The 22,193-nt window shown below is 74.1% G+C and carries 18 protein-coding genes; 7 read left to right on the forward strand and 11 right to left on the reverse strand.

Annotation, left to right across the window (positions count from 1 at the left end):
• Positions 1-90: 90 nt before the first annotated feature.
• Both ACIQV3_RS38425 and ACIQV3_RS38430 read right to left on the reverse strand, forming a co-directional pair.
• Complete coding sequence (locus ACIQV3_RS38425; RefSeq protein ID WP_403721396.1) at positions 91-2,217, reverse strand: ATP-binding protein; 2,127 nt, start codon at positions 2,215-2,217, stop codon at positions 91-93.
• A gap of 93 nt (positions 2,218-2,310) precedes the next feature.
• Positions 2,311-2,664: a hypothetical protein gene (locus ACIQV3_RS38430; RefSeq protein ID WP_403721397.1), complete on the reverse strand. Its 354-nt coding sequence runs from the start codon at positions 2,662-2,664 to the stop codon at positions 2,311-2,313.
• 1,594 nt (positions 2,665-4,258) lie between these two features.
• On the opposite strand from ACIQV3_RS38430, the gene ACIQV3_RS38435 reads away from it, so the two are divergent.
• Positions 4,259-4,669, forward strand: a complete 411-nt coding sequence (locus ACIQV3_RS38435) for an Imm10 family immunity protein (protein ID WP_403721400.1) — start codon at positions 4,259-4,261, stop codon at positions 4,667-4,669.
• Positions 4,670-4,806: 137 nt separating this feature from the next.
• On the opposite strand, the gene ACIQV3_RS38440 is transcribed toward ACIQV3_RS38435, so the two are convergent.
• Positions 4,807-5,583, reverse strand: a complete 777-nt coding sequence (locus tag ACIQV3_RS38440) for an NAD(P)H-dependent oxidoreductase (RefSeq protein WP_403721402.1) — start codon at positions 5,581-5,583, stop codon at positions 4,807-4,809.
• Positions 5,584-5,721: 138 nt separating this feature from the next.
• Between ACIQV3_RS38440 and ACIQV3_RS38445 the strand changes: the two genes are divergently transcribed.
• Entirely contained in the window at positions 5,722-6,570 is an 849-nt protein-coding gene (locus ACIQV3_RS38445; RefSeq protein WP_403721405.1) for a helix-turn-helix transcriptional regulator, read from the forward strand.
• 70 nt (positions 6,571-6,640) lie between these two features.
• Here ACIQV3_RS38445 and ACIQV3_RS38450 read toward each other — a convergent pair whose 3' ends face one another.
• Positions 6,641-7,387 carry a FadR/GntR family transcriptional regulator gene (locus ACIQV3_RS38450; protein WP_403721408.1) on the reverse strand — a complete coding sequence of 249 codons (747 nt, stop codon included), beginning with the start codon at positions 7,385-7,387 and terminating at the stop codon, positions 6,641-6,643.
• 152 nt (positions 7,388-7,539) lie between these two features.
• On the opposite strand from ACIQV3_RS38450, the gene ACIQV3_RS38455 reads away from it, so the two are divergent.
• The gene (locus ACIQV3_RS38455; RefSeq protein ID WP_403721411.1) at positions 7,540-8,055 is read left to right on the forward strand and encodes a gluconokinase; all 516 of its coding nucleotides are present in this window, start codon (positions 7,540-7,542) and stop codon (positions 8,053-8,055) included.
• A 147-nt stretch (positions 8,056-8,202) separates the two neighbouring features.
• Positions 8,203-9,600, forward strand: coding sequence for a gluconate:H+ symporter (locus ACIQV3_RS38460; RefSeq protein ID WP_403721414.1), 1,398 nt, complete (start codon positions 8,203-8,205; stop codon positions 9,598-9,600).
• 75 nt (positions 9,601-9,675) lie between these two features.
• Here ACIQV3_RS38460 and ACIQV3_RS38465 read toward each other — a convergent pair whose 3' ends face one another.
• The 5 genes from ACIQV3_RS38465 to ACIQV3_RS38485 all read right to left on the reverse strand — a co-directional run bounded on the left by ACIQV3_RS38465 (position 9,676) and on the right by ACIQV3_RS38485 (position 14,960).
• On the reverse strand, positions 9,676-9,960 hold the full coding sequence (locus tag ACIQV3_RS38465; RefSeq protein WP_403721419.1) for a hypothetical protein: 285 nt from the start codon (positions 9,958-9,960) through the stop codon (positions 9,676-9,678).
• Complete coding sequence (locus tag ACIQV3_RS38470) at positions 9,957-11,138, reverse strand: hypothetical protein (protein ID WP_403721422.1); 1,182 nt, start codon at positions 11,136-11,138, stop codon at positions 9,957-9,959. The genes ACIQV3_RS38465 and ACIQV3_RS38470 overlap by 4 nt, the downstream gene beginning before the upstream one ends.
• Positions 11,139-11,392: 254 nt before the next feature.
• Positions 11,393-12,643 carry a cytochrome P450 gene (locus ACIQV3_RS38475; protein WP_403721425.1) on the reverse strand — a complete coding sequence of 417 codons (1,251 nt, stop codon included), beginning with the start codon at positions 12,641-12,643 and terminating at the stop codon, positions 11,393-11,395.
• A 268-nt stretch (positions 12,644-12,911) separates the two neighbouring features.
• Complete coding sequence (locus ACIQV3_RS38480) at positions 12,912-13,607, reverse strand: DUF4436 family protein (protein WP_403721428.1); 696 nt, start codon at positions 13,605-13,607, stop codon at positions 12,912-12,914.
• Positions 13,608-13,796: 189 nt separating this feature from the next.
• Entirely contained in the window at positions 13,797-14,960 is a 1,164-nt protein-coding gene (locus ACIQV3_RS38485) for an agmatine/peptidylarginine deiminase (RefSeq protein ID WP_403721429.1), read from the reverse strand.
• 628 nt (positions 14,961-15,588) lie between these two features.
• Between ACIQV3_RS38485 and ACIQV3_RS38490 the strand changes: the two genes are divergently transcribed.
• Positions 15,589-15,879: a hypothetical protein gene (locus ACIQV3_RS38490; RefSeq protein ID WP_403721432.1), complete on the forward strand. Its 291-nt coding sequence runs from the start codon at positions 15,589-15,591 to the stop codon at positions 15,877-15,879.
• A 56-nt stretch (positions 15,880-15,935) separates the two neighbouring features.
• Here the strand turns inward: ACIQV3_RS38490 and ACIQV3_RS38495 are convergent, their stop codons facing one another.
• Complete coding sequence (locus ACIQV3_RS38495) at positions 15,936-16,280, reverse strand: ArsR/SmtB family transcription factor (RefSeq protein WP_403721435.1); 345 nt, start codon at positions 16,278-16,280, stop codon at positions 15,936-15,938.
• A 94-nt stretch (positions 16,281-16,374) separates the two neighbouring features.
• Between ACIQV3_RS38495 and ACIQV3_RS38500 the strand changes: the two genes are divergently transcribed.
• Together ACIQV3_RS38500 and ACIQV3_RS38505 are read left to right on the forward strand one after the other, a co-directional pair.
• On the forward strand, positions 16,375-17,352 hold the full coding sequence (locus ACIQV3_RS38500; RefSeq protein ID WP_403721437.1) for a zinc-binding alcohol dehydrogenase family protein: 978 nt from the start codon (positions 16,375-16,377) through the stop codon (positions 17,350-17,352).
• A gap of 148 nt (positions 17,353-17,500) precedes the next feature.
• The gene (locus ACIQV3_RS38505; RefSeq protein ID WP_403721439.1) at positions 17,501-18,439 is read left to right on the forward strand and encodes an EamA family transporter; all 939 of its coding nucleotides are present in this window, start codon (positions 17,501-17,503) and stop codon (positions 18,437-18,439) included.
• A gap of 74 nt (positions 18,440-18,513) precedes the next feature.
• Here the strand turns inward: ACIQV3_RS38505 and ACIQV3_RS38510 are convergent, their stop codons facing one another.
• Positions 18,514-22,098, reverse strand: a complete 3,585-nt coding sequence (locus ACIQV3_RS38510; RefSeq protein WP_403721441.1) for a S8 family serine peptidase — start codon at positions 22,096-22,098, stop codon at positions 18,514-18,516.
• Between the last annotated feature and the right edge of the window lie 95 nt (positions 22,099-22,193).

A 22,193-nucleotide genomic window follows, 5' to 3' on the forward strand; every position in this document is an offset into this window, starting at 1 on the left:
CAGCAGGGCGTCCAGGTTGTTCGTCACACAACGATCTTGGACGCCCTGTCTGCGTTCCCGGACACACCGTCAGCATTCGGAATGACTCGTCTAGTACGGGTGGGGGCGGGTGCGCAGGGCGTGGCCGTGCCGCAGGCCCTCGCGGAAGGCCTCCTCGTAGGCCCGGTCGCCGAGTTCTCCGCGGGCCGTTCGCTCGAACTCCGCTCTTACCGAAGCCAGTTCGGGGGTGCCGCGCTGCGGGTGGCCGACCGCCTGCCAGTAGGCGTGGCCCGTGCCGTACGCGCGCGCCGCGCCGGCCCCGTCCCCGGTCGCCGCCCGGGCCGCGGCGAGCAGGTCGAGGCCCAGGGCCGTGCCGAAGCTGTCGCCCAGCTCGCGCTTGCTCTCCAGCATGGCGCGGGCGTGGACGGCGGACTCGACGGGGTGGCCCTCGAAGAGGCAGATCAGGGCCAGTTGGTAGTCGGCGTAGGCCCGGGTCCAGTGTTCGCCGCGCTCTTCGCAGCCCGCGCGCAGCAGTTCCGCCTCCGCCCGGGCGTCGGTGAACAGGCCGGTTCCGGTGAGCGCGAAGACCCGTACGAGGTGGCAGCGGATCCGGGGCCCCGAGTCGAAGGGCGTGCCGGGGTGGGCCTCCAGAGCGTTGTCGGAGACGATCCGCGCGGCCAGCGGGCGCCCGGCCAGCAGGTGGCTCAGGCCCAGCAGGTACGCGGCGTCCAGCGCCGGCCCGGGGTCCCCGTCGAGGCTCGCGGCCAGGGCCTCGCAGCCGACGGCGATCCGGTGGGCCTGCTCCTGTTCGCCCTGGAGCAGCAGGGTCACCCCGAGGGCCCACAGGGCGCGCGCCCGGACCCGCGGGGCCACCTTCTCGGGCCGTGCGGCGGCCAGCGCCCGTTCCAGGTAGCCGCGCGCGGCGTGCAGGTGGCCGCAGCAGGCCCAGTAGAAGCCGGCCCGTGCGACCAGGTCCAGGGCCCGCTCCGGGGCGGCGGTGGCCAGATGGTGGTCCAGGGCCGCGCACAGGTCTCCGTGCGCCGCCTCCACGTGCCGGTACCCGGTCCGCTGGGCGGGGCCGAGCCAGTCCCGTTCGGCGGCGCGCACCAGCTCGGTGAAGTACCCGGCGTGCGCCTCCCGCAGCGCCCCGCGTTCCCCGGCCTCGTCGCACCACATGGCCCCGTACTCCCGGATCGTGTCCAGCATCCGGTACGAGCCGTCCGCGCCCCGGCGTACGACGGACTTGGCGACCAGCGCGTCGAGCAGGGGCGGTACGTCCGCCTCGGTGAGCGGGGCGGCGGAGCAGACCGCGCGTGCGGCGGCCAGGTCGAAGGCGCCCCCGAAGACGGACAGCCGCAGCCACAGCAGCCGTTCGCGCGGTGCGCACCACTCGTGGCTCCAGCCGATGGCGGTGCGCAGCGCCCGGTGGCGCGGCGGCCCGCCGGGGGCGGGTGCGGACAGCGGGCCGATCCTGCGGGCGAGCCGTGCGGCCAGCTCCTCGATGGTGTGGTCGGTCAACTGGGCGGCGGCCAATTCCAGCGCGAGGGGGACCCCTTCGAGACGGGCACACACGGAGCGGGCGGCCGCGAGCCTTGCCTCGGTCCAGGGCGGCGCCTGCCCGGGGGCGGCAGCGGCGGCCCGCCGGGTGAACAGGGCGAGGGCCTCCTCGGGACCGGACGGGTCCGCGGCGTGCGGCAACGGGCCTACGTCCAGGACGCGTTCGTCCGCGAGCCCGAGGGGCTGCCTGCTGGTGAGCAGCAGGACGAGGTGCGGGGCCGCGTCGAGCAACTCCCGTACGAGGTCCCGTACGGCCGTCACCAGGTGCTCGCAGCAGTCCAGCACGAGGAGCAGCCGGCGCTCGCCGATCCATTGCCGCACCGCTGCGCCCGGGGTACGGGCGGTGTGGTCGGCGAGGTCCAGGGCGTCGGCCACGGTGGCCACGAGCAGCCGCTCGTCGGGGAGCGGGGAGAGGTCGGCCCAGTGGACCCCGTCGGGGAAGCGGCCCACCGCAGCGGTGGCCCCGGCCGGTTCGGCGGGGCCCGCCGCGAGCTCGGCCGCGAGGTCGGCCGCGAGGTCGGCCGCGCGGCGGGCCAGGCGGGTCTTGCCGACCCCGCCCGACCCGGTCAGAGTGATCAGCCGATCCTCACGCAAAGCCCGCTCGATCAGGGCCAGTTCGCGGGTCCGCCCCACGAAGGAGTCGGAGCCCCCGGCCTCGTACCCGTCGCCATGTCCCAGCACCCGCCCAGTGTGGCCTACGGGGCGGGTGCGGGGGACGCGGTCACGAAGGGGCGGGGCCCCGGGTCAGGCCGCCGGGGGCGGGGCGGCACCGGGTCAGGGCTGCGGATGCACGGGCGCCCAGGGTGCGTCGCAGGTGACGGCGCGCCCGTTGGTCACACAGTGGGTGTGGTGAAGCGTGCCCGTCTTGGTGATGGCCTTGACCTTCACGTCATTGCCGTGGATGGCCAGGGCGACCGTGCAGACGTCGGCGGGGTAGCCGGTGACCGGCGCCACGGTGAGGTCGGTCCAGGCGAAGTCGCCCCACTGGCCCGTCATATCGCGGGTGCGGCGGCCGAGGTGGGTCTTGCCGTCCTTCAGGACGAGCGCGAACTCCTCGGAGTTGTTGGGCATCTGGTTGTCCACCGAGGCGCAGGGGCCCATCGGGCCGGGCACCCCCTGCGCACCCACCGGGCCCAGCGGACCGATCGGCCCGGTGGCGCCGGTCGGGCCCGGGGCCCCCTCCCGCCCGGACGGTCCCGCGAACCCCTGCGGCCCCGCGGTTCCGGGAAGGCCGGGATGCCCCTGCGTGCCCGCCGGACCGGCCGGACCCGCGGGGCCCTGCTGCCCCTGGGGCCCGGCCGCCCCGACGTCTCCGGTCCGCCCTACGTCCCCTTTGGGCCCCGGGTCCCCCTTGCGCCCGACGGCACCCGGGTCCCCCTTGGGCCCGGCACTCCCCTTCTCCCCCGCCTCGCCCTTACCCCCGGACACCCCGGCGTCACCCTTGGGCCCGGCCTCACCCTTGAGCCCGGCCTCACCCTTGGGGCCGGCATCACCCTTGCGCCCGGCCTCACCCTTGGGGCCGGCATCACCCTTGCGCCCGGCCTCACCCTTGGGCCCGGCGTCACCCTTGGGCCCGGCGTCACCCTTGGGGCCGGCATCACCCTTGGGGCCGGCGCTCCCCCGCTCACCCCGCGCACCAGGCTCGCCCCGGAGTCCCGGAGGCCCGGCATCGGCCTTGGCGCCGGCGTTTCCCTTCCCGCCCGGCTCGCCCCTGGGGCCCGGCGGGCCCGCGTCGCCCTTGGGTCCCGAGGCTCCCTTCTCCCCCTTCACACCCTTCGGCCCCCGGGGGCCTTGGGCCCCGGCCGGAGCGGGGCACGGGCGGCCGCCGTCCGGAACCGCCTCGGCACGATCCCGCCCACAGCCGCCGTCGGGCCCGGCGGGGACCGACTCCGGCGCACGGCCGGCCCGTAGCGGCTCCGAAGCGCTCGGCACGCCCGACACCGCCGCATCCGGGGCCTGCCCTTCCCGGGACTCGGCGCCGGCTCCCCCGGCAGGCACCCCCGCCACCGCACCCACGCCCGCCCCACCGACAGCCCGCCCACCGAAGGCCGAAGCACCCCCGCCGGAGGCAACCGCCGCACCCCTCCCGACCCCGCCCGAACCCGACCCCCTGCCGAGGCAGGCACAGCACCCCCCGAATCCGGCGCAGCGCTCCCACCAGAAGCCGGCGCTCCGCCCGAAGTCGGCACCGCACCTCCACCGGAAGCCGGCACAGCACCCGAACCCGAACCCGACGCAGCATCCCCACCCGAACCCAGCACCGCACCACCGGCCGAGGCAGGCGCGGCATCGCCCGAACCCGACCCCCCTGCCTCGGGCGGTGCAGCACCCCCGCCCGAAGCGGACGCTGCACCGCCCGAGGCCGACACCACACCACCGCCGGAGGCCACCGCACCGCCGTCGGAGGCCGCCGCCGGGACCGTGAATCCGCCCAGTGCCACGGCCATGGGCAGTACGAGGCCGCCGGCCAGCCGGGCCCTTCGGCCGGTTCTTGCTGTGGAAGACACGCGAGTACCCCTTCGCCGAACGGAAATGGTCGTCTGCTCCGGCCGAAGCGAGGGGGAGCATCTCCAGGAAGGGGGTCCGACGAAGATCAAAAACGCTCATGCCGCCGCAGCGTCAACGAGTTGGGCCAACGACACGCGGTACCGGTACGCCGGACGGCGGGAGGGCCGACGCCCACGCCGCGTTCGCTGTCCGACCGTCTTGATAGAACTTCTTCATGACCTTCCGATTCACCGCCCGCGCCGCCGGAACCGAGATTGATCCGGACGGCGACTTCACCGAGGCCGGTCTCGCCGAGGCCGAGGACGGCAGTGGATTCGTCCTGTTGTTCATGTCGGGCGAGGAGGATCCCGACGACCAGGATGTCGCCCTGGGAATGGACACTCACTGCCTGGTCACGGCCGGGCAGGGGACGGCCTACGGCTGCGTGCGCGAAGCCGTCCTGGAGGGCAATGTCCTTCGCGTCGTGCTGGACCCCGAGGCCCTGGAGAGCCTTCGGCTGGAGGACTGTGAGATCGAGGCCGTCATCGAGGCACCGGCGCACGACGTGGCCCGGTTCCGGGAGGTCCTCGCTCAGGTGCTCGCCTACGGGAGGGCGGACGCTTTGCCCACCCGGGTGGCGGTCTGATCCGAGGAGCGCTGCCGCACCGCGCTCGACAGTCGACATCGGGTCGCTGCCACCCGCCCGACCGCCGGGCACGCGGGCCCCGCAGCGCAGTCGGCCCACCGGCCGCGGGGCGGCCCGGTCCACCCCGCGGCCGGGGGTCATCGCACGTGCAGCCCGAAACCCGCCCGTCCCTCGGGCTCCAAGCCCTCCTTCAGGTGCAGCGAGGGGATCTCGTAGTCGCCGAAGTTCTGCCGCCGGAAGGGGATGGGCTCGGTCGACTCCAGGGTGAGCAGGCGCCCCTGCCAGACCTGGGCGGCGAGCGCGTAGTCCTCGGCGCCCATCCGGTCGGTGCCGTACAGCACGAACGGCGGCAGCGGCTCGATGCCCGGGTAGTAGAGGATCCCGTGGTGGATCGGGAACAGCAGGTCGTCGATGGGGCCGTTGATCCCGCGAGCGGAGTAGTGCGACTCCGGGCCGCCGGCGGTCACCGCGAGCAGCGCCCTGCGGCCCGCGAGGGTGCCTTCGCCGAAGCGCTCGCCGTACTTGGTGTCGCTGTGCTCGCCGACCCCGTACGCGAAACGGTAGGTGAACACCCGGTCCACCCAGCCCTTGAGGATCGCGGGCATCGAGTACCACCACAGCGGGAACTGGAAGACGATCGTGTCGGCCCACAGCAGCTTCTCCTGCTCGGCGAGCACGTCCGGGGTGAGCGCTCCGGCTTCGAAGGCCCGGCCCGAGTCCAGGGCGACCTTCAGCGGGCTCGACGCGTGGGGGCCGTAGTCCTCGGCGTCCACGACCGCCTTCCAGTTCATCGCGTACAGATCGCTCACCCGCACCTCGTGTCCGGCGGCCTCCAGCGTGGACACCGCCAGGTCCTTCAGCGAGCTGTTGAGCGATGCGCGCTCGGGGTGGGCGTGGACGATCAGCGTCTTCACGGGAACTCCTCGGGATCGGATGCCTTCGATCCTGGTCCCCGCGGCGCCCGTCGTTCAGGGGCGCGTCTTCCGTCGGACCGGAGTTCCTGGTATTGGCAGGGCCACCTTCGCGGGCGCCGCCGCGGCCATACTGGGCCCATGGACGATCTTGCGGGCTTCCTGCGGACCCGGCGCGCACGGGTCGACCCGGCGGACGCCGGCCTCCCCACCGACAGCCGCCGCCGGGTCGCGGGCCTGCGCCGCGAGGAGGTCGCGCACCTGTCCGGCGTCAGTGTCGACTATTACGTGCGCCTGGAGCAGGGCCGCGCCACCCAGCCCTCCGAGCAGGTCCTCGACGCGCTCGCCCGCGTCCTCGGTCTCGACGAGACCGAACGGGAGCACCTCTACCGGCTCGCGCGGCAGCGCCGCCGCCGCGCGAAGGCGCCGGGCGGGAGGATCCGGCCGGAGGTGCTGCGCGTCCTCGACCTCGTCGTCGGCGCGCCCGCACTGATCATGGACCACCGTATGGACGCGCTCGCCGGGAACCACCTCGCCGGGCTCCTCTTCGGCCGGCCGATGCCGGGCCTGAACATCGCCCGGCACCTCTTCCTGGAGGAGGCCGAGCGCGGCCTCTACGCCGACCGGGAGCAGTGCGCCCTCGATGTGGTCGGGCACCTACGCCTGGCGGCCGGCCAGTACCCCGAGGACCCGGGGCTGGCCGCGCTCATCGGCGAACTGGCCATGGGCAGCGAGCGCTTCCGCCGCCTGTGGGCCCGCGCGGACGTGCGCGCCCGCACCCACGGCCGCAAGGAGTACCGTCACCCGCTGGTCGGACTGCTGGAACTGCACCAGGAGAACTTCGCGCTGCCGGGCGACTCGGGCATGGAGCTCGTGGTCCTGTCCGCGGCCCCCGGCAGCCCCGCCGAGGACGGACTGCGCCTGCTCGCGGGCCTGGGAGCGGACGGCGCCGACGCCCGCCACCCGGCGAACGCCCCCGTGCGCGACTGACCGTACGGGCGGCCCGCCCGCCCGGGGCGCCCGGCTCCGCCCCGGCCTCCGCCCGGCTCCGCCCGGCCGTCTACGGCGCGAGTACGTCCAGTTCCTCCAGCGCGCCCACCGCGATCTGCCGCGTCAGCGCCTCCGCGCGGGCCGCGTCGCCCTCCCGTACGGCCTCGGCCACCCGCACGTGCAGCGTGACGGCCGCCGGGTCGGGGTCGTGGAACATCACCGCGTGCTGGGTGCGCCCGGTCAGGACCTCGGCGACGACGTCGCCGAGCCGCGCGAACATCTCGTTGCCGGAGGCGTTGAGCACGATCCGGTGGAAGGCGATGTCGTGGTGCAGGTACCCGTCGAGCTGGTGGCCGCGTGAGGTGCGGACCATGCCCAGGGCCGCCTCGGTGAGCTCGGCGCACTGCTCCGGGGTGGCCCGTACCGCCGCGAGTCCGGCCGCGACCGGCTCGATGGCCGAGCGCAGCACGGTGAGCGAGCGCAACTGCCGTGGGCGGTCCGCGCCGGCCAGGCGCCAGCGGATGACGCGCGGGTCGTAGACGTTCCACTCCTCGGTGGGGCGGACGGTGACGCCGACCCGGCGGCGGGACTCGACCAGTTGCATGGATTCCAGTACGCGGACCACTTCGCGGACCACGGTCCGCGAGGCGCCGAAGCGCTCCGCGATCTCGTCGGTGCGCAGCACGCTGCCGGGCGGGTGGTCCCCTGCCGTGATCGCCAGGCCGATGGTGTCCAGCACGTGGGAGTGGAGCCCTTGGCTGCCCTGCTCGGCCGGTCCACCCGGTCCGTCCGGTCCGCCCGGCCCTTCAGTGGTCATGGGCGTAAGCGTACGGTGACCGCCGGATGGACAAAAGATGTGATGTTTTACCGATGACCCCTTGAATAAGTACTACGTAATGGGTTTCAGTGGAGCCCAGGTCCTCCGGACCGATGTCAACGAGGACATGGACGACGAAAAAGAGGTGCGCGATGACGCGCGTCATTGTGGTGATGGGCGTGGCCGGGACGGGAAAGACGACCGTGGGCCGGCTGCTCGCCGACGCGCTCGCCCTCCCCTACGCGGAGGGCGACGCCTTCCACCCGGCGGCCAACGTCGCCAAGATGTCCGCCGGCACCCCCCTGGACGACGCGGACCGCCGGCCCTGGCTGGACTCGATCGGCGAGTGGATGCGCAACCGGGCCCGCATCGGGGGTGGGGTCGTCTCCGCCTCCTCCCTCAAGCGGGCCTACCGCGACCGGCTCCGGGCCGTCGCACCGGACACCGTCTTCGTCCATCTCACCGGCGACCGGCCGCTGATCGAGGAGCGGATGGCGGCGCGCAAGGGGCACTTCATGCCCACCACGCTGCTGGATTCGCAGTACGCCACGCTGGAGCCGCTCCAGCCGGACGAACTCGGCGTCCTCGTCGACGTGTCCGGATCCCCGGAGGACATCACCGCGCGGGCCCTGGCCGCCCTGCGCCGCCTGCCCTCGCCGGTCGCGTAACCGCGCCGCCCGGGCCCGGGCGCCCCGCACCGCCCCGCGCCACCCCGCCCCACGCCACCCCGTCCTGCCCTGTCCTGCCCTGTCCTGCCCTGCCCTGCCCTGCCCTGCCCTGCCCTGCCCGCAAGCGAGAACGAAGGAACCGTCACCGTGACCAGTCTCAGCGTCGAGACTCTGGCAGCGGCCGCCACCGAGCCGATCACCTCGGCCGGCAACACCCAGCTGGGGATCGCCGTCCTCGCGGGCATCGCCGTCATCGTCCTGCTCATCACCCGCCTCAAGCTGCACGCCTTCCTGGCGCTGACGCTCGGCTCGCTCGCCCTGGGGGTGTTCGCCGGCGCCCCTCTGGCCAAGACCGTCACCAGCTTCACCGCCGGCCTCGGCGCCACCGTCGCGGGGGTCGGCGTACTCATCGCGCTCGGCGCCATCCTCGGGAAACTGCTCGCCGACTCGGGCGGCGCGGACGAGATCGTGGACACCATCCTGGCGCGCGCCAAGGGCCGGGCCATGCCCTGGGCGATGGTGCTGATCGCCTCGGTGATCGGCCTCCCGCTCTTCTTCGAGGTCGGCATCGTGCTGCTGATCCCGGTGGTCCTGCTGGTGGCCAAGCGGGGCAACTATTCGCTCATGCGGATCGGCATCCCCGCGCTGGCCGGCCTGTCCGTGATGCACGGACTGATCCCGCCGCACCCCGGTCCGCTCGTCGCCATCGACGCGCTCGACGCCAACCTGGGCCTCACCCTCGCGCTCGGCGTGCTCGTCGCCGTCCCGACCGTCGTCATCGCGGGTCCGGTGTTCTCCCGGTACGCGGCCCGCTGGGTGGACATCCCGGCGCCCGAGCACATGATCCCGCAGCGGCCCTCGGAGGAACTGGAACACCGCCCGAGCTTCGGGGCGACGGTCTTCACCGTGCTGCTGCCGGTGGCCCTGATGCTGATGAAGGCCCTGGTCGACATCGTGGTCGACGACCCGGCCAACAGCGTCCAGCGCGTCACCGACGTGGCGGGCTCCCCTCTGATCGCGCTCCTCGCGGCGGTGCTCACGGGCATGTTCACCCTCGGCCGGGCGGCCGGCTTCACCAAGGCACGGCTGTCCGTGACGGTGGAGAGGTCACTGGCCCCGATCGCGGGCATCCTGCTGATCGTGGGTGCGGGCGGCGGCTTCAAGGCGACGCTGATCGACGTGGGCGTCGGCCAGATGATCATGGACCTGTCCGCGAACTGGGCGATACCGACCCTCCTGCTGGCCTGGCTCATCGCGGTGGCCATCCGCCTGGCGACCGGCTCGGCCACGGTCGCCACCATCTCCGCGGCCGGCCTGGTGGCCCCGCTCGCGGCGGGCATGCCGGCCACGGAGACCGCCCTGCTGGTCCTCGCCATCGGAGCCGGCTCGCTGTTCTTCAGCCACGTCAACGACGCCGGGTTCTGGCTCGTCAAGGAGTACTTCGGCATGACGGTCGGCCAGACCCTCAAGACCTGGTCGGTGATGGAGACCATCATCTCGGTGGTCGGCCTGGGCTTCGTCCTGCTGCTGTCACTGGTCCTCTGACCCCTCGCCGCCAGCTCCCCGCCTGCCCCCGGCTCTCCCGCCCGCTCTCCCGCCGGCTCTCCCGCCGGCTTCCGGTCAGCCGGTCCGCCGGCGCCTGCCCCGCGTCCCCTCCCGGGGTCCGGGGCGGGCCAGTTGGGCCGCCGCCAGGTCGAAGCCGCCCGCCGCCGTGGCGCAGCGGGCGGCCAGGGACTCCACCTCGGCGCGGAAGGCATCGCCCCCCGGGCCCTGCCAGTTCAGGTCCCCGGCGGCGCGGCGCAGCCGCTCGGCGTGCGAGCGCAGGGCGGCCGAGTGGGCGCGCAGGCCCTCGGCCGGGACCGGGCGGGTCTCGGCCCGGGGGGCGGGCCCGGCGGTGTCCGTCACTGGGAGCTCCCCGGAACGTAGACGTCAGGGTGGCCGGGCAGCCGTACGAGGTGGCTTCCGGTGATCCTGCCCCCGAAGGCCGCGAGGGCCGCCGCCGGACCGGGCTCGGGGCCGGAACCCACCCAGGTGACCCGGTAGACGGTGGTGAACTCCCGGCTCGCGGCGAGCCGTCCGGCCGTCCGGGCACCCGGACCGTGGCCGAGCAGGGCGAGTTCGGTCCCCGAGGGCACGAGGCGTCGTACGGTCGCGGCCACGTCCCGGACGTGCGCGTACGGAGCCGCGTACGGGGCTTCGTACGGAGCCGCGTACGGGACTTCGGCGCGGCCGGACTCCGTTGGTGGCCCCGCGAGTTGGAGCACGCACCGCTCCACCCCGTCCGGGCCCGTGACCTGCTGGAGCAGGACCGCGCCCGGGGAACCGCCGATCCGGTCGGCGTTGCCCCGGTACCCGGCCGGGGTGCCGGTGGTGTCCAGCTCGGCCAGGAGGCGGCTCCCCGGATCGGAACAGGCGGGCCCCCCGTCGAAGAAGGCCCGCAGGGCGGCGGCGATCCCGAGGAGCGGCTCGGCTGCCACGGCCCTGCCGGTGGCGACCTGCCAGCCGGCGTGGTCGTTGAACGGGTTGTCGTCGGTCAGCGCGTTCCAGGCCAGGATGTCGGCGAAGGAGGGGTTCAGGAGTGCGAAGGCGGGCCCCTCGCCGCGTCGGCGCACGAGCTCGCGGAACGCCCTGACGGCGTCGGCCTGCCGGCCCTCCTCCACCGCGAGGAACACTTCGGCGGCGGCCGGGTCCTCCCACCTGGCCGGGTTACGGGTACTCTCGGCCCGGATCCGGCCCCTGAGGCCGCACACCGCGAGGCTCACGGCCAGGCTCTCGCGGCCGGTGAACACCCCGGCGAGCCACCCGGCCCGCGCCACGCCCCGGCCCCGGGCGCCCCAGCCGAGTCCGTCCCGGTCGGTGAGGGTGCGCAGCAGGGTGCGCCAGGCCGCGCGGCGGCGGCTGCCGAGGCCCAGCGCGGTGACCGGCAGCTGGGAGCCGAGGGCGAGCCGGGAGGCGTAGCGGGCGGCTTCGTCCACGGCGGCGGCCGCCTCGGCCAGTTCCCGGCACAGGGCGCCCAGTTGATCGGCGTCCGGGTCGGTGAGCGCTGAGGTCGCGGAGGTCCCGGGGGTCGCAGCGTCGGACATGGATTCCTCGTCGGGTCGGATGAACGTCGGGCAGGACGGGGCGGGTCTGTACGGGGCGGGGCGATGCGGTGCGGATCGGTGCGGGACGGGTCGGGTCGGTGCGGGACGGGTCGGTGCGGGACGGACAGGTCGGCGGCGCAGGTGGTGCGGGTGGACCGGATGCCCGGGCGCCGCCGGGATGCGGGCGGGATGCAGGCGGGGTGCGGCTGGGTGCGGCTGGGTGCGGCTGGATGCGGGCGGGGCCGGTGGTGGGGTCAGCGGCGGGTCAGGTGCAGCCGGATGCCCTGCGGGTCCAAGGCCGCGGGGAGCGGGCCGAGGGGGTCGAGCACGGGCCGGGCGGGCCGGACCCGGTGTCCGCGCAGCACCTCCGCGCAGAGCGCCGCGGTGACCAGCAGCCCCAGCTGTTCACCAGGGCAGCGTCCGCCGGCATGACTGAACGGGGCCATCCGGACGTCCCGGTCCGCTTCCCGCGAGGCCCACCGGCCCGGTACGAAGACGTGCGCGGCGGGCACGTGTTCGGGATCGCGCTGGTGGAACAGCACCGGAAGCACCACGCAGGTACCGGCGGGGTGCCGCACGCCCCGCCATTCGGTCTCGGCCCGGGTGATCCGTATCAGGTCGGGCACGGCCGGATAGAGCCGCAGCGATTCCCGGACGCAGGCCCGCAGCCGGGGCAGCGCGCCCTGGGCGCTGCCCCGCGCCCATCTGGCGGCCCGGGCCTCGGCGGCCACGGCGTCCTGTTCGGCCGGGTGCGCGCCGAGCAGCAGCAGGGTGCGCAGCAGGATGCCGGGGACGAGGTCGAAGGCCGCCAGCCACTGGCGGACCTGCCCGACCGGGTCCGACCCGGCCCCCTCCGGCCCCGCGAGGTGGTGTGCGTGGCGGCGGGCCCGCCCGATGAGGGTGTGCGGCTCCGCGAGGTCGGCGTACTCGGCGATCCGCGCGCCGGCCCTGTCGTGGAACCGCCCGAGCCGGCGGCCGAGTTCCGCGTCCCCGGCGGCGGCGTCGCCGAGGACGATGCGCCGGGCGGCGCGGGCCACGGAGTGCCGGACGCGGGCGAGTTCGAGGGGACCGCCGGCCGTGAGTCGCCGGGCCTCGTCGGTGAGGACCGAGAGGAAGGCTCCGCACGAGGGGTGCACGGTCAGCCCCGCGGCGAGCACGGAGTCGTCCACCGATCGCGGCCCGGCGCCGAGCCCGGCATGGGCGCAGCCGTCCGCGCCGGTGGCGGGCCGGGCGGTGGAGCCGATGGGTTCGGCGTAGAACTGCCGGATGTCCTGCGGATCGAGGATGAGCAGGACGGTGCCGGTCAGCCCCCGTACGAGCACGGGCGCCCCGCCGTGCCGCTCCCGCAGGGCCCGCAGGGTGGCGGCGGACCAGCGGGGCCGGCCCGGCCCGGCGTGCCCGAACGCCGCACGGGGGCGGGCGCCCACGAAGCCCCGTACCAGGGCGGGCAACGTGTGGGCGGCGGCGAACCGGGCGCTCCCGCCGTACCCCGCCCGCGCCGTCATACGGGGACCTCCGCGGCCGGGGCCGGTGGCGTGCGCGCATCGCGGGCGATCTCGTGGGCCGTACGCATCCGTGTACCTCCGCGCAGCCTGGACTATACGGTCGGTGATCTCGCGCTCACCGTACGTCGACCACCCCGCGTCCGCGCCCCGAGGACCACGAGGGAGGTACACGGGCCCGCAGGCGGGCTACGGACGGTGCTGCCGAAGCGCTCCGGGGCGCGGGGCCGGGCCCCTTACGGGCCGTCGGGGGGCGGGCCCGTACGCCCGTTCAGGCCGCCTCCACCCCCGCTCCCTCCGCCGCCGGAGGCTCCGCGCGGATGCCCGTGACGACCACCGTGATCAGGCAGAACGCGATGAGGATCTCCGCCCAGAGGAAGGCGAGGTAGTCGAGCAGACAGCCGATCGGCGGGGTGCCCGGCGCGGTGTTGCGGAAGGCGGCCAGGGCGAACAGGGTGGCGGCCATCCAGCCGAGGGCGGGCCAGGTGAGCCCCTTGCGGCGGGTGACGAGGTAGTACCCGCCGATCAGGACGGACACGGCGAGCGCCCACATCGCGATCATCATGAACACCGCGAACACGAGCACGCTGTTGGAGCGGGCCAGCCCGATGTCGAGGACGGCGGCGCCGTCACCCGTCGTCGAGGCCTCCACCGTGGACGAGAAGAGCACGTCGTTGTTGGAGAACAGGACCCGCACCGGAACCTTCTCGTGGCCCATGACGGCCGCGAACTCCACGTCCGCCCCGTAGGCGTCGAACGGGTAGTCCGTGATGGAGCCGCCCGTCATGGCCACCGGCACGTCCAGGGTGGAGATGCGCTGGTGGGCCTTGAAGGCCAGGTCGCCGCGGGTGGCCGTCGAGGTCTGGAGGGTGAGGTCCTCGACGGGTGCGATCCCGCCGGCCTCGGCCAGCGCCCCGCGGGGCGCGACCAGGACCCGCAGCAGCAGCTCGCGCCCGGCCGCGTCCACCCGCTTGGATCGTCGCCTCGACGTCCACCCGGTCCGGATCCGCCCGCCCCGCGGTGTGGACGGTGTCCTGGGCCTGGCGCTCACCGAACTGCAGCCAGGACCCCACGCCCACCGCCGCCACGATGACGAGCAGGAGCAGACCGGGCAGCAGCGGGAAGCGCCGCCCGGACGAGCGTCGTCGCACAGCGCTCACGCGGCGGGCTTGCCGGGCTGGTCGTGGGTCGAGCAGTGGATGCCGCCGCCGCCCGAGGCGATCGTGTCGATCGCGACGGGGACGACGTCCCGCTTGGGGAAGTGCTCCTGCAGGATGCCGCGGGCCCGGTCGTCGGCCTGGCGGTCCCCGAACTTCGGCATGAAGACGGAGTCGTTGGCCACGTAAAAGTTGGCGTAGGTCGACACGAAGTCGTCGCCCTCGCCCGTGATCTTGTCCAGGTCGGGCTGCGGCAGGTCGATGATCTCGAACTTCCGGCCGCGGGCGTCCGTCGCCTTCGACAGCACCGCCTTCGCCTGGTCCGCGGAGCGGGACCAGGAGTCCTTCGGGGTGTTGGGGTGCGCGCGGTCGAGCAGGACGACACCGGGCGCGGTGAACCGTACGAGGCTGTCCACGTGGGCGTCGGTGATGTCCTGGCCGCGTACGCCGGCCAGCCAGACCACCGTCTCCACCCCCAGGGTCCGCTTGAGCTCGGCCTCGATCTGGTCCCGGCTCTTGCCGCGGTTGCGGTTGTCGTTGACGATCGAGCTCTCGGTGATCAGCAGGGTGCCCTCGCCGTCGGTCTCGAAGGAGCCGCCCTCGGCCACCAGCGGAGCCTGGACCCGGGGGATCCCGTACTTCTGGAGCAGGAGGCGCCCGACCCGGCCGTCGTTCTTGTGCTCCTGCTTGTTGCCCCAGCCGTTGAAGTTGAAGTCGACGCCGACGAGCTTGTCCCCCTCCTCGACGAAGACGGGGACGGTGTCGCGGGCCCACATGTCGTCCACGGCCAGCGGGATCACCTCGACCTCGGAGCCGCAGGCCTTCTGCGCCGCGGCCACCTGTTCGGGCCGGGCCATCATGATGACCTCCTCGTACCCTCCGACGGCCCGGGCGATCCGCGCGATGTCCTCGCGCACGTAGCGCAGGTCCTCCATCCAGACCGCGTCCAGGGCGGGCCAGGCCATGACGGTGCGGGTGTGGCTCTCCCACTCGGCGCCGAAACGGCGCTCGGGGCCGGTCGGCGACGGCTGGGCGGACCCTTCGGGAGCCTGGGAACGCGGGGCGCTCTGCGAGGGGCCGCAGGCGGCGGCCCCGAAGGCGAGGGCTCCGGCCCCGGCGAAGGTGCGGAGGACGGTCCGGCGCGTGGGGGGCAGGTGGGACACGGGAGGGCTCCGATCAAGGGCCGGCAGGACGACTGCGTCCGGCCGGGGCGGGCGCGGGAGGCACGGCACGGGCCGACCGTCCCGGGCCCCTGAGGCAAGGGTGCGCCCTCCGTCCGCAAAGGGCCGCGACGCGGGACGGGTGGTGCGGGCACGTGTCGCTCACTCTGATACTGACTGAACATTCAGTCAATTCATGGCACGGTGCCCGCAGGCCCCTGCCGCATCGCCCGCCTCGTTGAAAGAGCCACCGCATGTCCGAACAGCACTCCGGCCCCCGCGCCGTTCCCCGCTCCGGCATCCGTCCCCGGTCCGGGCCGCGGCAGGCCGGCCCGGGGGCGGCGGATTCCGCTGCTGCCGACCCTCCTCGTGACCGGCACCCTGCTCGCCGCAGCCGGAGCCGTCTACTACCTGGACAACCCGGCGGGCAAAGGCCCGCGGCACGGGCGGCCCCAGCCCCGCCACCAGCCCCACGGCATTCGCATCCGCATCGGCACCCGCGTCCGCCACACCCCCGCCCGGATCCGGGTCCGCCGCGCCCGACCCCGCCGCCTCGTACGTCCCCGGCTACACGAAGGCCAAGCTCACCGCCCCCGACTCCGGATACGAGTTCGATCTGAAGGCCGGGAAGGTGGTGCCCGCGGAGACGGCCGCCTGGTACCTGGCGCGCGACGGGCAGTCCCTGGTGCCCTCCGAGGACTCGGACTCGTTCGTGTCCGACACCGGCGAGCTGACGGTGGCCGCCTGCCTCCAGGGCATCGAGACCCGCCCGGCCGCCGACCTGCCCCTCGCCGCCCTCGCGAAGGCCCGCCCGTTCTGCGTGCGCAGCCCGGACCGGAACGAGGTCGCGATCGTGAGACTGGTCGAGGCCCCGGCCGACGACTCCGCCACGATCCTGGTGGACCAGTACCGCCGGAGCTGACGCCCCGTCCGGCTCCGCACCCCGGGGCGGACGGCCGCGCGGAGGAGCCGCCGCTGTTACTCGGTGTCGTCGGCGCGGAGGGCCAGGTCGAGGAGGCCGGGGAAGCGGGCGTCGAACTCCTCGCGGCGCAGTCGGTTGAGCCGTTTGGGGCCCTGGTCGCGCTGTTCGACCAAGCCGGCGTCGCGCAGGACCGCGAAGTGGTGGCTCTTCGCGGCCCGGCCGACCGGTACGTCGAAGTTGCTGCAGCTGAGCGACCATTCGGGATGCCCGGCCAGGTCGCGGATCAGCTGGATCCGCACGGGATCCGCGAGCGCGGACAGCGCGGTGAGCAGCGGGACGCCGTCGGGGTGCGTATGCACGGGCGCCGGACGGTGACTTGTGCTTTCAACCCGGTCCGACATTTCCGATGTCCTCCTCTACCCAGTGTTCGATGCCCATCGTACAGTGCTAGTGTTCGCTTTCGGTTGAACACTCACGGGGAGGGTGGTGCCGCGTATGCGTGCGGTCGAGTTCCAGGAGTACGGCGGTCCCGAAGTGCTGCGGATCGTGCGGGCCGCGGCACCTGAGCCGGGCCCCGGCCAGGTGGCCGTCGAGGCCGTCTGGGCGGGGGTGAACTTCGCGGACGTGAAGGCGCGCGCCGAGGGGTACCGGGTGACGTCGCTGCCCTACCGTCCGGGCCTGGAGGTCTCCGGACGCATCCGGGCGGTCGGGGAGGGCGTCGAGGGTCTGCGGGCGGGGCAGGAGGTCGCCGCGCTCCTCGACGGCGGCGGTTACGCCGAGGTCGTGCTCGCGCAGGCCGCCAGGGTCTTCCCGTTGCCCGACGGACTGGACCTGCGGAGCGCGGCCACGCTGCCGACCGTACTGCCGACCGCACACGCCCTGGTCCACGAGGTGGGGCGGCTGCGGGCCGGGGAGAACGTGCTGGTGCACGGCGCGGCGGGCGGCATCGGCACGGTGGTCGGGCAGTTGGCCCAGGCAGCGGGCGCCGGCGCGGTGTACGGGGTGGCCTCCAGCGACGCCAAGGCCGACTACGCGCTCAAGCACGGCTACGACGAGGTGTTCCGGCCCGGCACCTTCGAGACGGACGTCCGCCGGGCGACCGGCGGCAGGGGCGCAGACCTGGTTCTGGACCCGGTGGGCGGCGACACGCTGCGCCGCGGCCTGGAGTCATTGGCCGACTTCGGGCGCCTGGTGTCCTTCGGCAACGCCGGCGGCGCCGAGCCCTGGCGTGCGGGGCAGGGCGACCTGTACGCGCGGGGCCGCTCCATCGGGGGATTCTCCGTGCTCGCCCTCGCCCGGTCCGCACCCGATGCCCTGCGGATGCTCACCGAACGCGCCCTGCGCACCGTCCGCGACGGAACGGTCGTCCTTCCCGTCACCGCCGAGTTCCCCCTGTCGGACGCGGCCGGCGCGCACCGGCTCATCGGCGGACGCACGTCCACGGGCAAGCTCTTGCTGCGCATCGCCGACTGACCACGGGCTCCCGCCCACGGCGGACTCCCGCACGCCACGGGCTCCCGCACACGGCGGGCTGCCGGGCGGGCCCGCCCCGCCGATCACCCCTGAACAACGGCCCGGGGACGCATGCCGTTCCCCCGGCCCCGAGGATACGGACCCCGGAATGCGGCAACACAGCACGGCCCACGGATTCTCCGCCCTCGCGGGGAGGGTACCCGCGCCCTGCCTCGTGCTGGTCAGCGTGTGCGGAATCCAGTTCGGCGCGGCCCTCGCCCCGCACGCCTACCCTCAGGCGGGGGCGGCCGGGGTGGTGTTCCTCAGGCTGCTGATCGCCGGGGTGCTGCTGTGCCTGCTGTGGCGGCCGCGCCCCCGGAGCCTGAGCGCGGTGAAGGGGTCCTGGATGACAGTGATCGCCGCCGGGACCCTGCTTGCCGCGCACCACATCGCCTTCTTCGAGGCCGTCGGTCAGGTCCCGCTCGGGATCGTCGCCACGATCGAATTCCTCGGCCCGTTCACCATCGCGCTGGCCGGCTCCCGCCGCGTGATCGACCTGCTGCCCGCGTGCCTGGCGGCCGGCGGCGTCGTCCTGCTCAGCGGTACGGGCACCGGCTCCCTCCCCCTGGGGGGACTTGTGCTGGCCGCGGTGGCGGCGTGCTGCTGGGCCGGGTACATCCTCGTCTCCGCCCGCATGGCCACCCGCCTCGGTGGCGGTCAGGCGCTGGCGGTGGCCATCGCCTGGGCGGCCCTGGTGAGCGCCCCCTACGGCATCTCGCAGGCCGGCGGCTCCCTGCTGGACCCGTACGTACTGGCGGTCGCGGCCGTCGTGGCCATCGCCTCCAGCGTGCTGCCGTACTCGCTCAACCTGGAAGCCCTGCGCCGGATCCCGCCCCGCGTGTTCGGCGTCCTGACCAGCCTGGAGCCGGCCGCCGCCGCCCTGTTCGGTCTGCTCATCCTCGGGCAGCACCTCGCCTGGCCCCAGTGGCTCGGCATCACCGCCGTCGCCTGCGCCTCCGTCGCCGCCACGTATCCGGGAACCGGAACGCGCCGCCTCTCCCCGGCCGTTCGCGGACGGGGAGAGGCGGAGAACGTCCTCGTCTCCTGAAGACACGGGACTCCAGAAGACACGGGGCGGGGCGCCCGAAGGCGCCCCGCCCGCTGCGATGCCGCCGCCCCCGGTCAGCTCTTGTCGGGGCGGTCCGTCACGCGCAGGGAGTTCAGCAGGGGTTTGCCGAATCCGGTGTGGGTGACGAAGCGGACGTTCAGGGTGCCGTCCGTGACCGTGATCGTGTAAGTGCGGGTCAGGGCCGTGTACGGGCCCGCCTCCAGGGCGATGTCCAGGGAGGGCAGGACCTGAGTGTTCTCCGCCAGGACGTCGAAGACGCGCTTGTTCGGCTTGGTGGAGGAGAGCTCCGCGAAGCCCAGTTCCACGGTGTAGGTGCCGTTGGGGACGTTGTCGAAGCGGTATTCGTACATGCCCTCACGGGCGTTGCGGAAGAGCTTCTGGTCCTCCGTGCCCGCGATCGTACGGCTCGTGGACTGGGAGGAGCCGTTGCCCTGGTAGCCGTACGAGCCCGTCGTGTACTTGCGGTCCGGGGACCAGCCGTCGCCCAGCGAGTCCGTGCTCGCGCCGGTGGAGCCGGCGTCCAGGGCGACCTGGTAGCGCGGGACGACGAGCTTGACGGGGACGGTGAGCACCGGGGTCCGGCCGCTGGCCGAGGTGATCTTCAGGTCGGCCGTCAGGACGGTGCCCGGGGTCAGGCCCGTGGTGTCCACGGACAGGGCGAGCGGGGCCTTCCCGCCCGTGGGCAGGCTCCCGGAGCCTGGGGTCACCGTCAGCCAGGCCGCTTCCTCGGCCGCCGTGAAGGCCGTACCGAGACCGGGGTTGGCGAGGTCGAGGGTGCGCGTCCGCTTCTGGCCGGGCGGCAGGACGATCTCCACCGCCGGCTTCGACGCGGTCACCCTGCCGGTGCGCAGGGACCGGGTCACCTCGGTGACATCGGCCGCCTTGACGTCGACGGTGGCCGCCGCCGACTCGTACTGGGCGGCGGTCAGGGCGAGTTCCCGCGCTCCCGAGGGGCTCTGGACCACGTACCCGCCGTCGGCCGCCGTGGTGGCGGAGACCGCGGTGGCGCCCGTGCCGACGGTGACGGTGGCTCCGGCGATCCCGTTGCCGTCGTTCGCGTCGAGCACCCGGCCGGCCACGACCCCGCTCCTGGTGGTGCGGAAGGCGACGGACAGGCCGTCCGTGATCACGGGCGTGTTGAAGGAGTACCGGTAGGCGTCGGTGCCGGTCGCGTTCTCCACGCCGACCGTGGCGGTGGAGCCGCCCTTGATGCCGGTGCCGCCGGTGCCCTTGTAGGTGTACCGGACGGTGCCGTCCTCGCCGATCGCCGCCGAGAAGGAGAACGTGTCGGACTGCGCCGACCAGTGGGACACCTGGCGCCATTCGATGACGTAACTGCGGTGCGGCGCGGTGCCGGTGACCGACGTGAAGACTCCGGACCCGCTGCCGGCGGCGCCGACGACCAGGTCGTCCCAGAAGGGGTACAGCGCCGCGTTGGGCGTGGCCGTGCTCGGGATGTCCCCGTTGACGTCCCCGGTGTTGTTGCCGCCGAGGCTGACCGTGCCGTTCGTACCGATCCAGGCCTGCCCGTACGTCTTGCCGTAGAGCGGCAGCGGGAAGGGCAGGTCGACGCGCTCGGTGGTGTTGTCGCCGGTCAGCGCGAGCCGCCGGTCGCCCGGCTGGTACGGGCTGCCGTTCGAGGCGGCGCAGGCGTAGCCGTAGCCGTCGGTGCGTTCGGGCAGGTTCACCGCGACGGTGGTGTCCCCGGCGACGGTGACCGCGGCCGATCCGGCGGTGAGGCAGCGGGAGGAATGGGTGGCGTTCACGGTGTAGGAGCCGTTCGGCAGGGTGACCTCGAAGCGGCCCCGGGCGTCGGTGGTCGCGGTCACCGGGGTGTCGGCGACGCTCACCGAGGCGCCGGCGACCGGGCCCGCGGCCGCGGAGACGGTGCCGGTGAGCTTCCCGGAGTCCGCCTGGACGAGGTCGATGTCACCGGTGGCGGTGGCGTCCTCGGTCACCTCCACGGTCACGCCCTGCTGCCCGTAGCCGAACTTCGACGCGGTGAGCGCGTACGAGCCCACGGACAGGGTGGGGAAGCGGTACGTGCCGTCGGCCGCGGTGGTCGCCGCACGGTCGATGGGGCCGTCGGCGGTGACCTTCGCCCCGGCGACGGGCTGCCCGCCGGAGCGGACGGTGCCGGCGAGCGCGCCGAGGGCTCCGCGCGGGGCCCCGGTGACGGCGGAAAGCACGTCGAGCTTTCCCTCGCCGAAGACGTTGTTGTCGGCGGCGCTCCCGCCGCACTGGCTGCTGTCGGTGTCCTGCGCGGTGCCGTCGAGCAGCGCTTCGGTCTGCGCGATGTCGCCCTCGAGGGCGGGCGCGGCGGACCAGAGCAGGGCCACGGCCGCGGCGGTGTGCGGGGAGGCCATGGAGGTGCCGGAGAAGGACGCGTAGCCGCCGCCGGGGACGGAGGAGCGCACGTTCACGCCGGGGGCCGCGATGTTCGGCTTGAGGATCCCGCCGGGGCCGGCGCCGCGCGAGGAGAAGGAGGCGATGGCGCCGTTGATGTCGAAGGCGCCGGAGCTGTAGGAACTCGCGTAGTCACCGGGTGATCCGCTGGTGGCGCAGCCGGGTCCGGAGTTGCCGTTGGAGAAGGCGGGGAAGATGCCGGCGGCCCGCCAGGTGTCGACGATCTGCTGGTACCAGGTGTCCGCGCCGGGGCCGCCCCAGGAGTTGTTGACGATGTGGGGGGCCAGGTCGGGGCGCGGGTTCTGGCCGTTCAGGTCGGTCGGGGCGACGATCCACTGGCCCGCGGAGAGCAGGGAGGCCTCGGAGCAGGAGGTGGTCTCGCAGCCCTTTGCGGCGATCCACTTGGCTCCCGGGGCGACGCCGGTCCGGTTGGCGACGCCGTCGTCGCCGACCATCGTGCCCATGGTGTGGGTGCCGTGGTCGTTGTTGTCGCAGGGGGCGGCGGTGGCACAGACGCCCGCCGGGTCGAACCAGTTGTAGTGGTGGTCGTAGGACCCGTCCGCGCCCTTGCCGCGGTACTTGCCGGCCACGGCGGGATGGGTGAAGTCCACGCCGCTGTCGATGTTGGCGACGACGATGCCCTCGCCGCGCACGCCGAGCTGGTCCCAGACCTGCGGTGCCTTGATCCGGTCGATGTTCCATTCGACGGCGTCGGCCGCGGTCTTCTCCCGGCTGCCCTCGGCGGGCTTCGCCAGGTCGATCCGGTCGTCGGCGTCGATCCGGGCGACCTCGGGGCGCTGGGCGAGGGCGGTGGCGAGCTTCTCGGTGCCGACGACGCGGACCGCGTTGACGATCCAGTACGAGGTGTACTCGGCCTTCGTGCCCTCGACGGCCTTGATCACCTCGGTCTGGCTCCGCGCGGCCTGCTCCTTCCCCAGCCGCAGCACCGTCGCGGCCTTCGCGGCGCGGGTCGGCTGCGCGGCCGCGGCGGTGAGGTCGGCGGCGCTGTCAAGGTAGACCCAGAAGACCGCCTTGGCGGAACCGTCGAGCTGCGCCCGGAGGGTCGGCTCGATCTTGCGCTCGGCCGCGCCCGGGATGGGGGCCGGATCGGGGGCGGCCGCGGCCATGCCCGCGCCCAGGGGCAGCAGCAGGGCCGCGGTGAGGGCGGCGAACCCTGTGCGCAGGGGGCGTAATCGCGAGCGGGGGGGTCGTCGGGTGTCGCTTCGTGCCACGTGGGGTCTCCTCGTACGCCGTGTGCAGAACGTGCGGAAAGGGTGTGCGTGACGTGCGCGGGCCATGGTGCGGGAGGTGTCATGGCCCGTACAAG

Origin of the sequence: Streptomyces sp. NPDC099050 (assembly GCF_044759865.1) — a bacterium.
Taxonomy (GTDB): domain Bacteria; phylum Actinomycetota; class Actinomycetes; order Streptomycetales; family Streptomycetaceae; genus Streptomyces.

Excerpts from the sequence above, each read along its gene's own strand:
- ACIQV3_RS38435 (WP_403721400.1), top strand. The coding sequence starts at position 4,259 with ATGACCTTCCGATTCACCGCCCGCGCCGCCGGAACCGAGATTGATCCG.
- ACIQV3_RS38445 (WP_403721405.1), top strand. The coding sequence starts at position 5,722 with ATGGACGATCTTGCGGGCTTCCTGCGGACCCGGCGCGCACGGGTCGAC.
- ACIQV3_RS38450 (WP_403721408.1), bottom strand. The coding sequence starts at position 7,387 with ATGACCACTGAAGGGCCGGGCGGACCGGACGGACCGGGTGGACCGGCC.
- ACIQV3_RS38455 (WP_403721411.1), top strand. The coding sequence starts at position 7,540 with ATGACGCGCGTCATTGTGGTGATGGGCGTGGCCGGGACGGGAAAGACG.
- ACIQV3_RS38470 (WP_403721422.1), bottom strand. The coding sequence starts at position 11,138 with ATGTCCGACGCTGCGACCCCCGGGACCTCCGCGACCTCAGCGCTCACC.
- ACIQV3_RS38475 (WP_403721425.1), bottom strand. The coding sequence starts at position 12,643 with ATGACGGCGCGGGCGGGGTACGGCGGGAGCGCCCGGTTCGCCGCCGCC.
- ACIQV3_RS38495 (WP_403721435.1), bottom strand. The coding sequence starts at position 16,280 with ATGTCGGACCGGGTTGAAAGCACAAGTCACCGTCCGGCGCCCGTGCAT.
- ACIQV3_RS38500 (WP_403721437.1), top strand. The coding sequence starts at position 16,375 with ATGCGTGCGGTCGAGTTCCAGGAGTACGGCGGTCCCGAAGTGCTGCGG.
- ACIQV3_RS38505 (WP_403721439.1), top strand. The coding sequence starts at position 17,501 with ATGCGGCAACACAGCACGGCCCACGGATTCTCCGCCCTCGCGGGGAGG.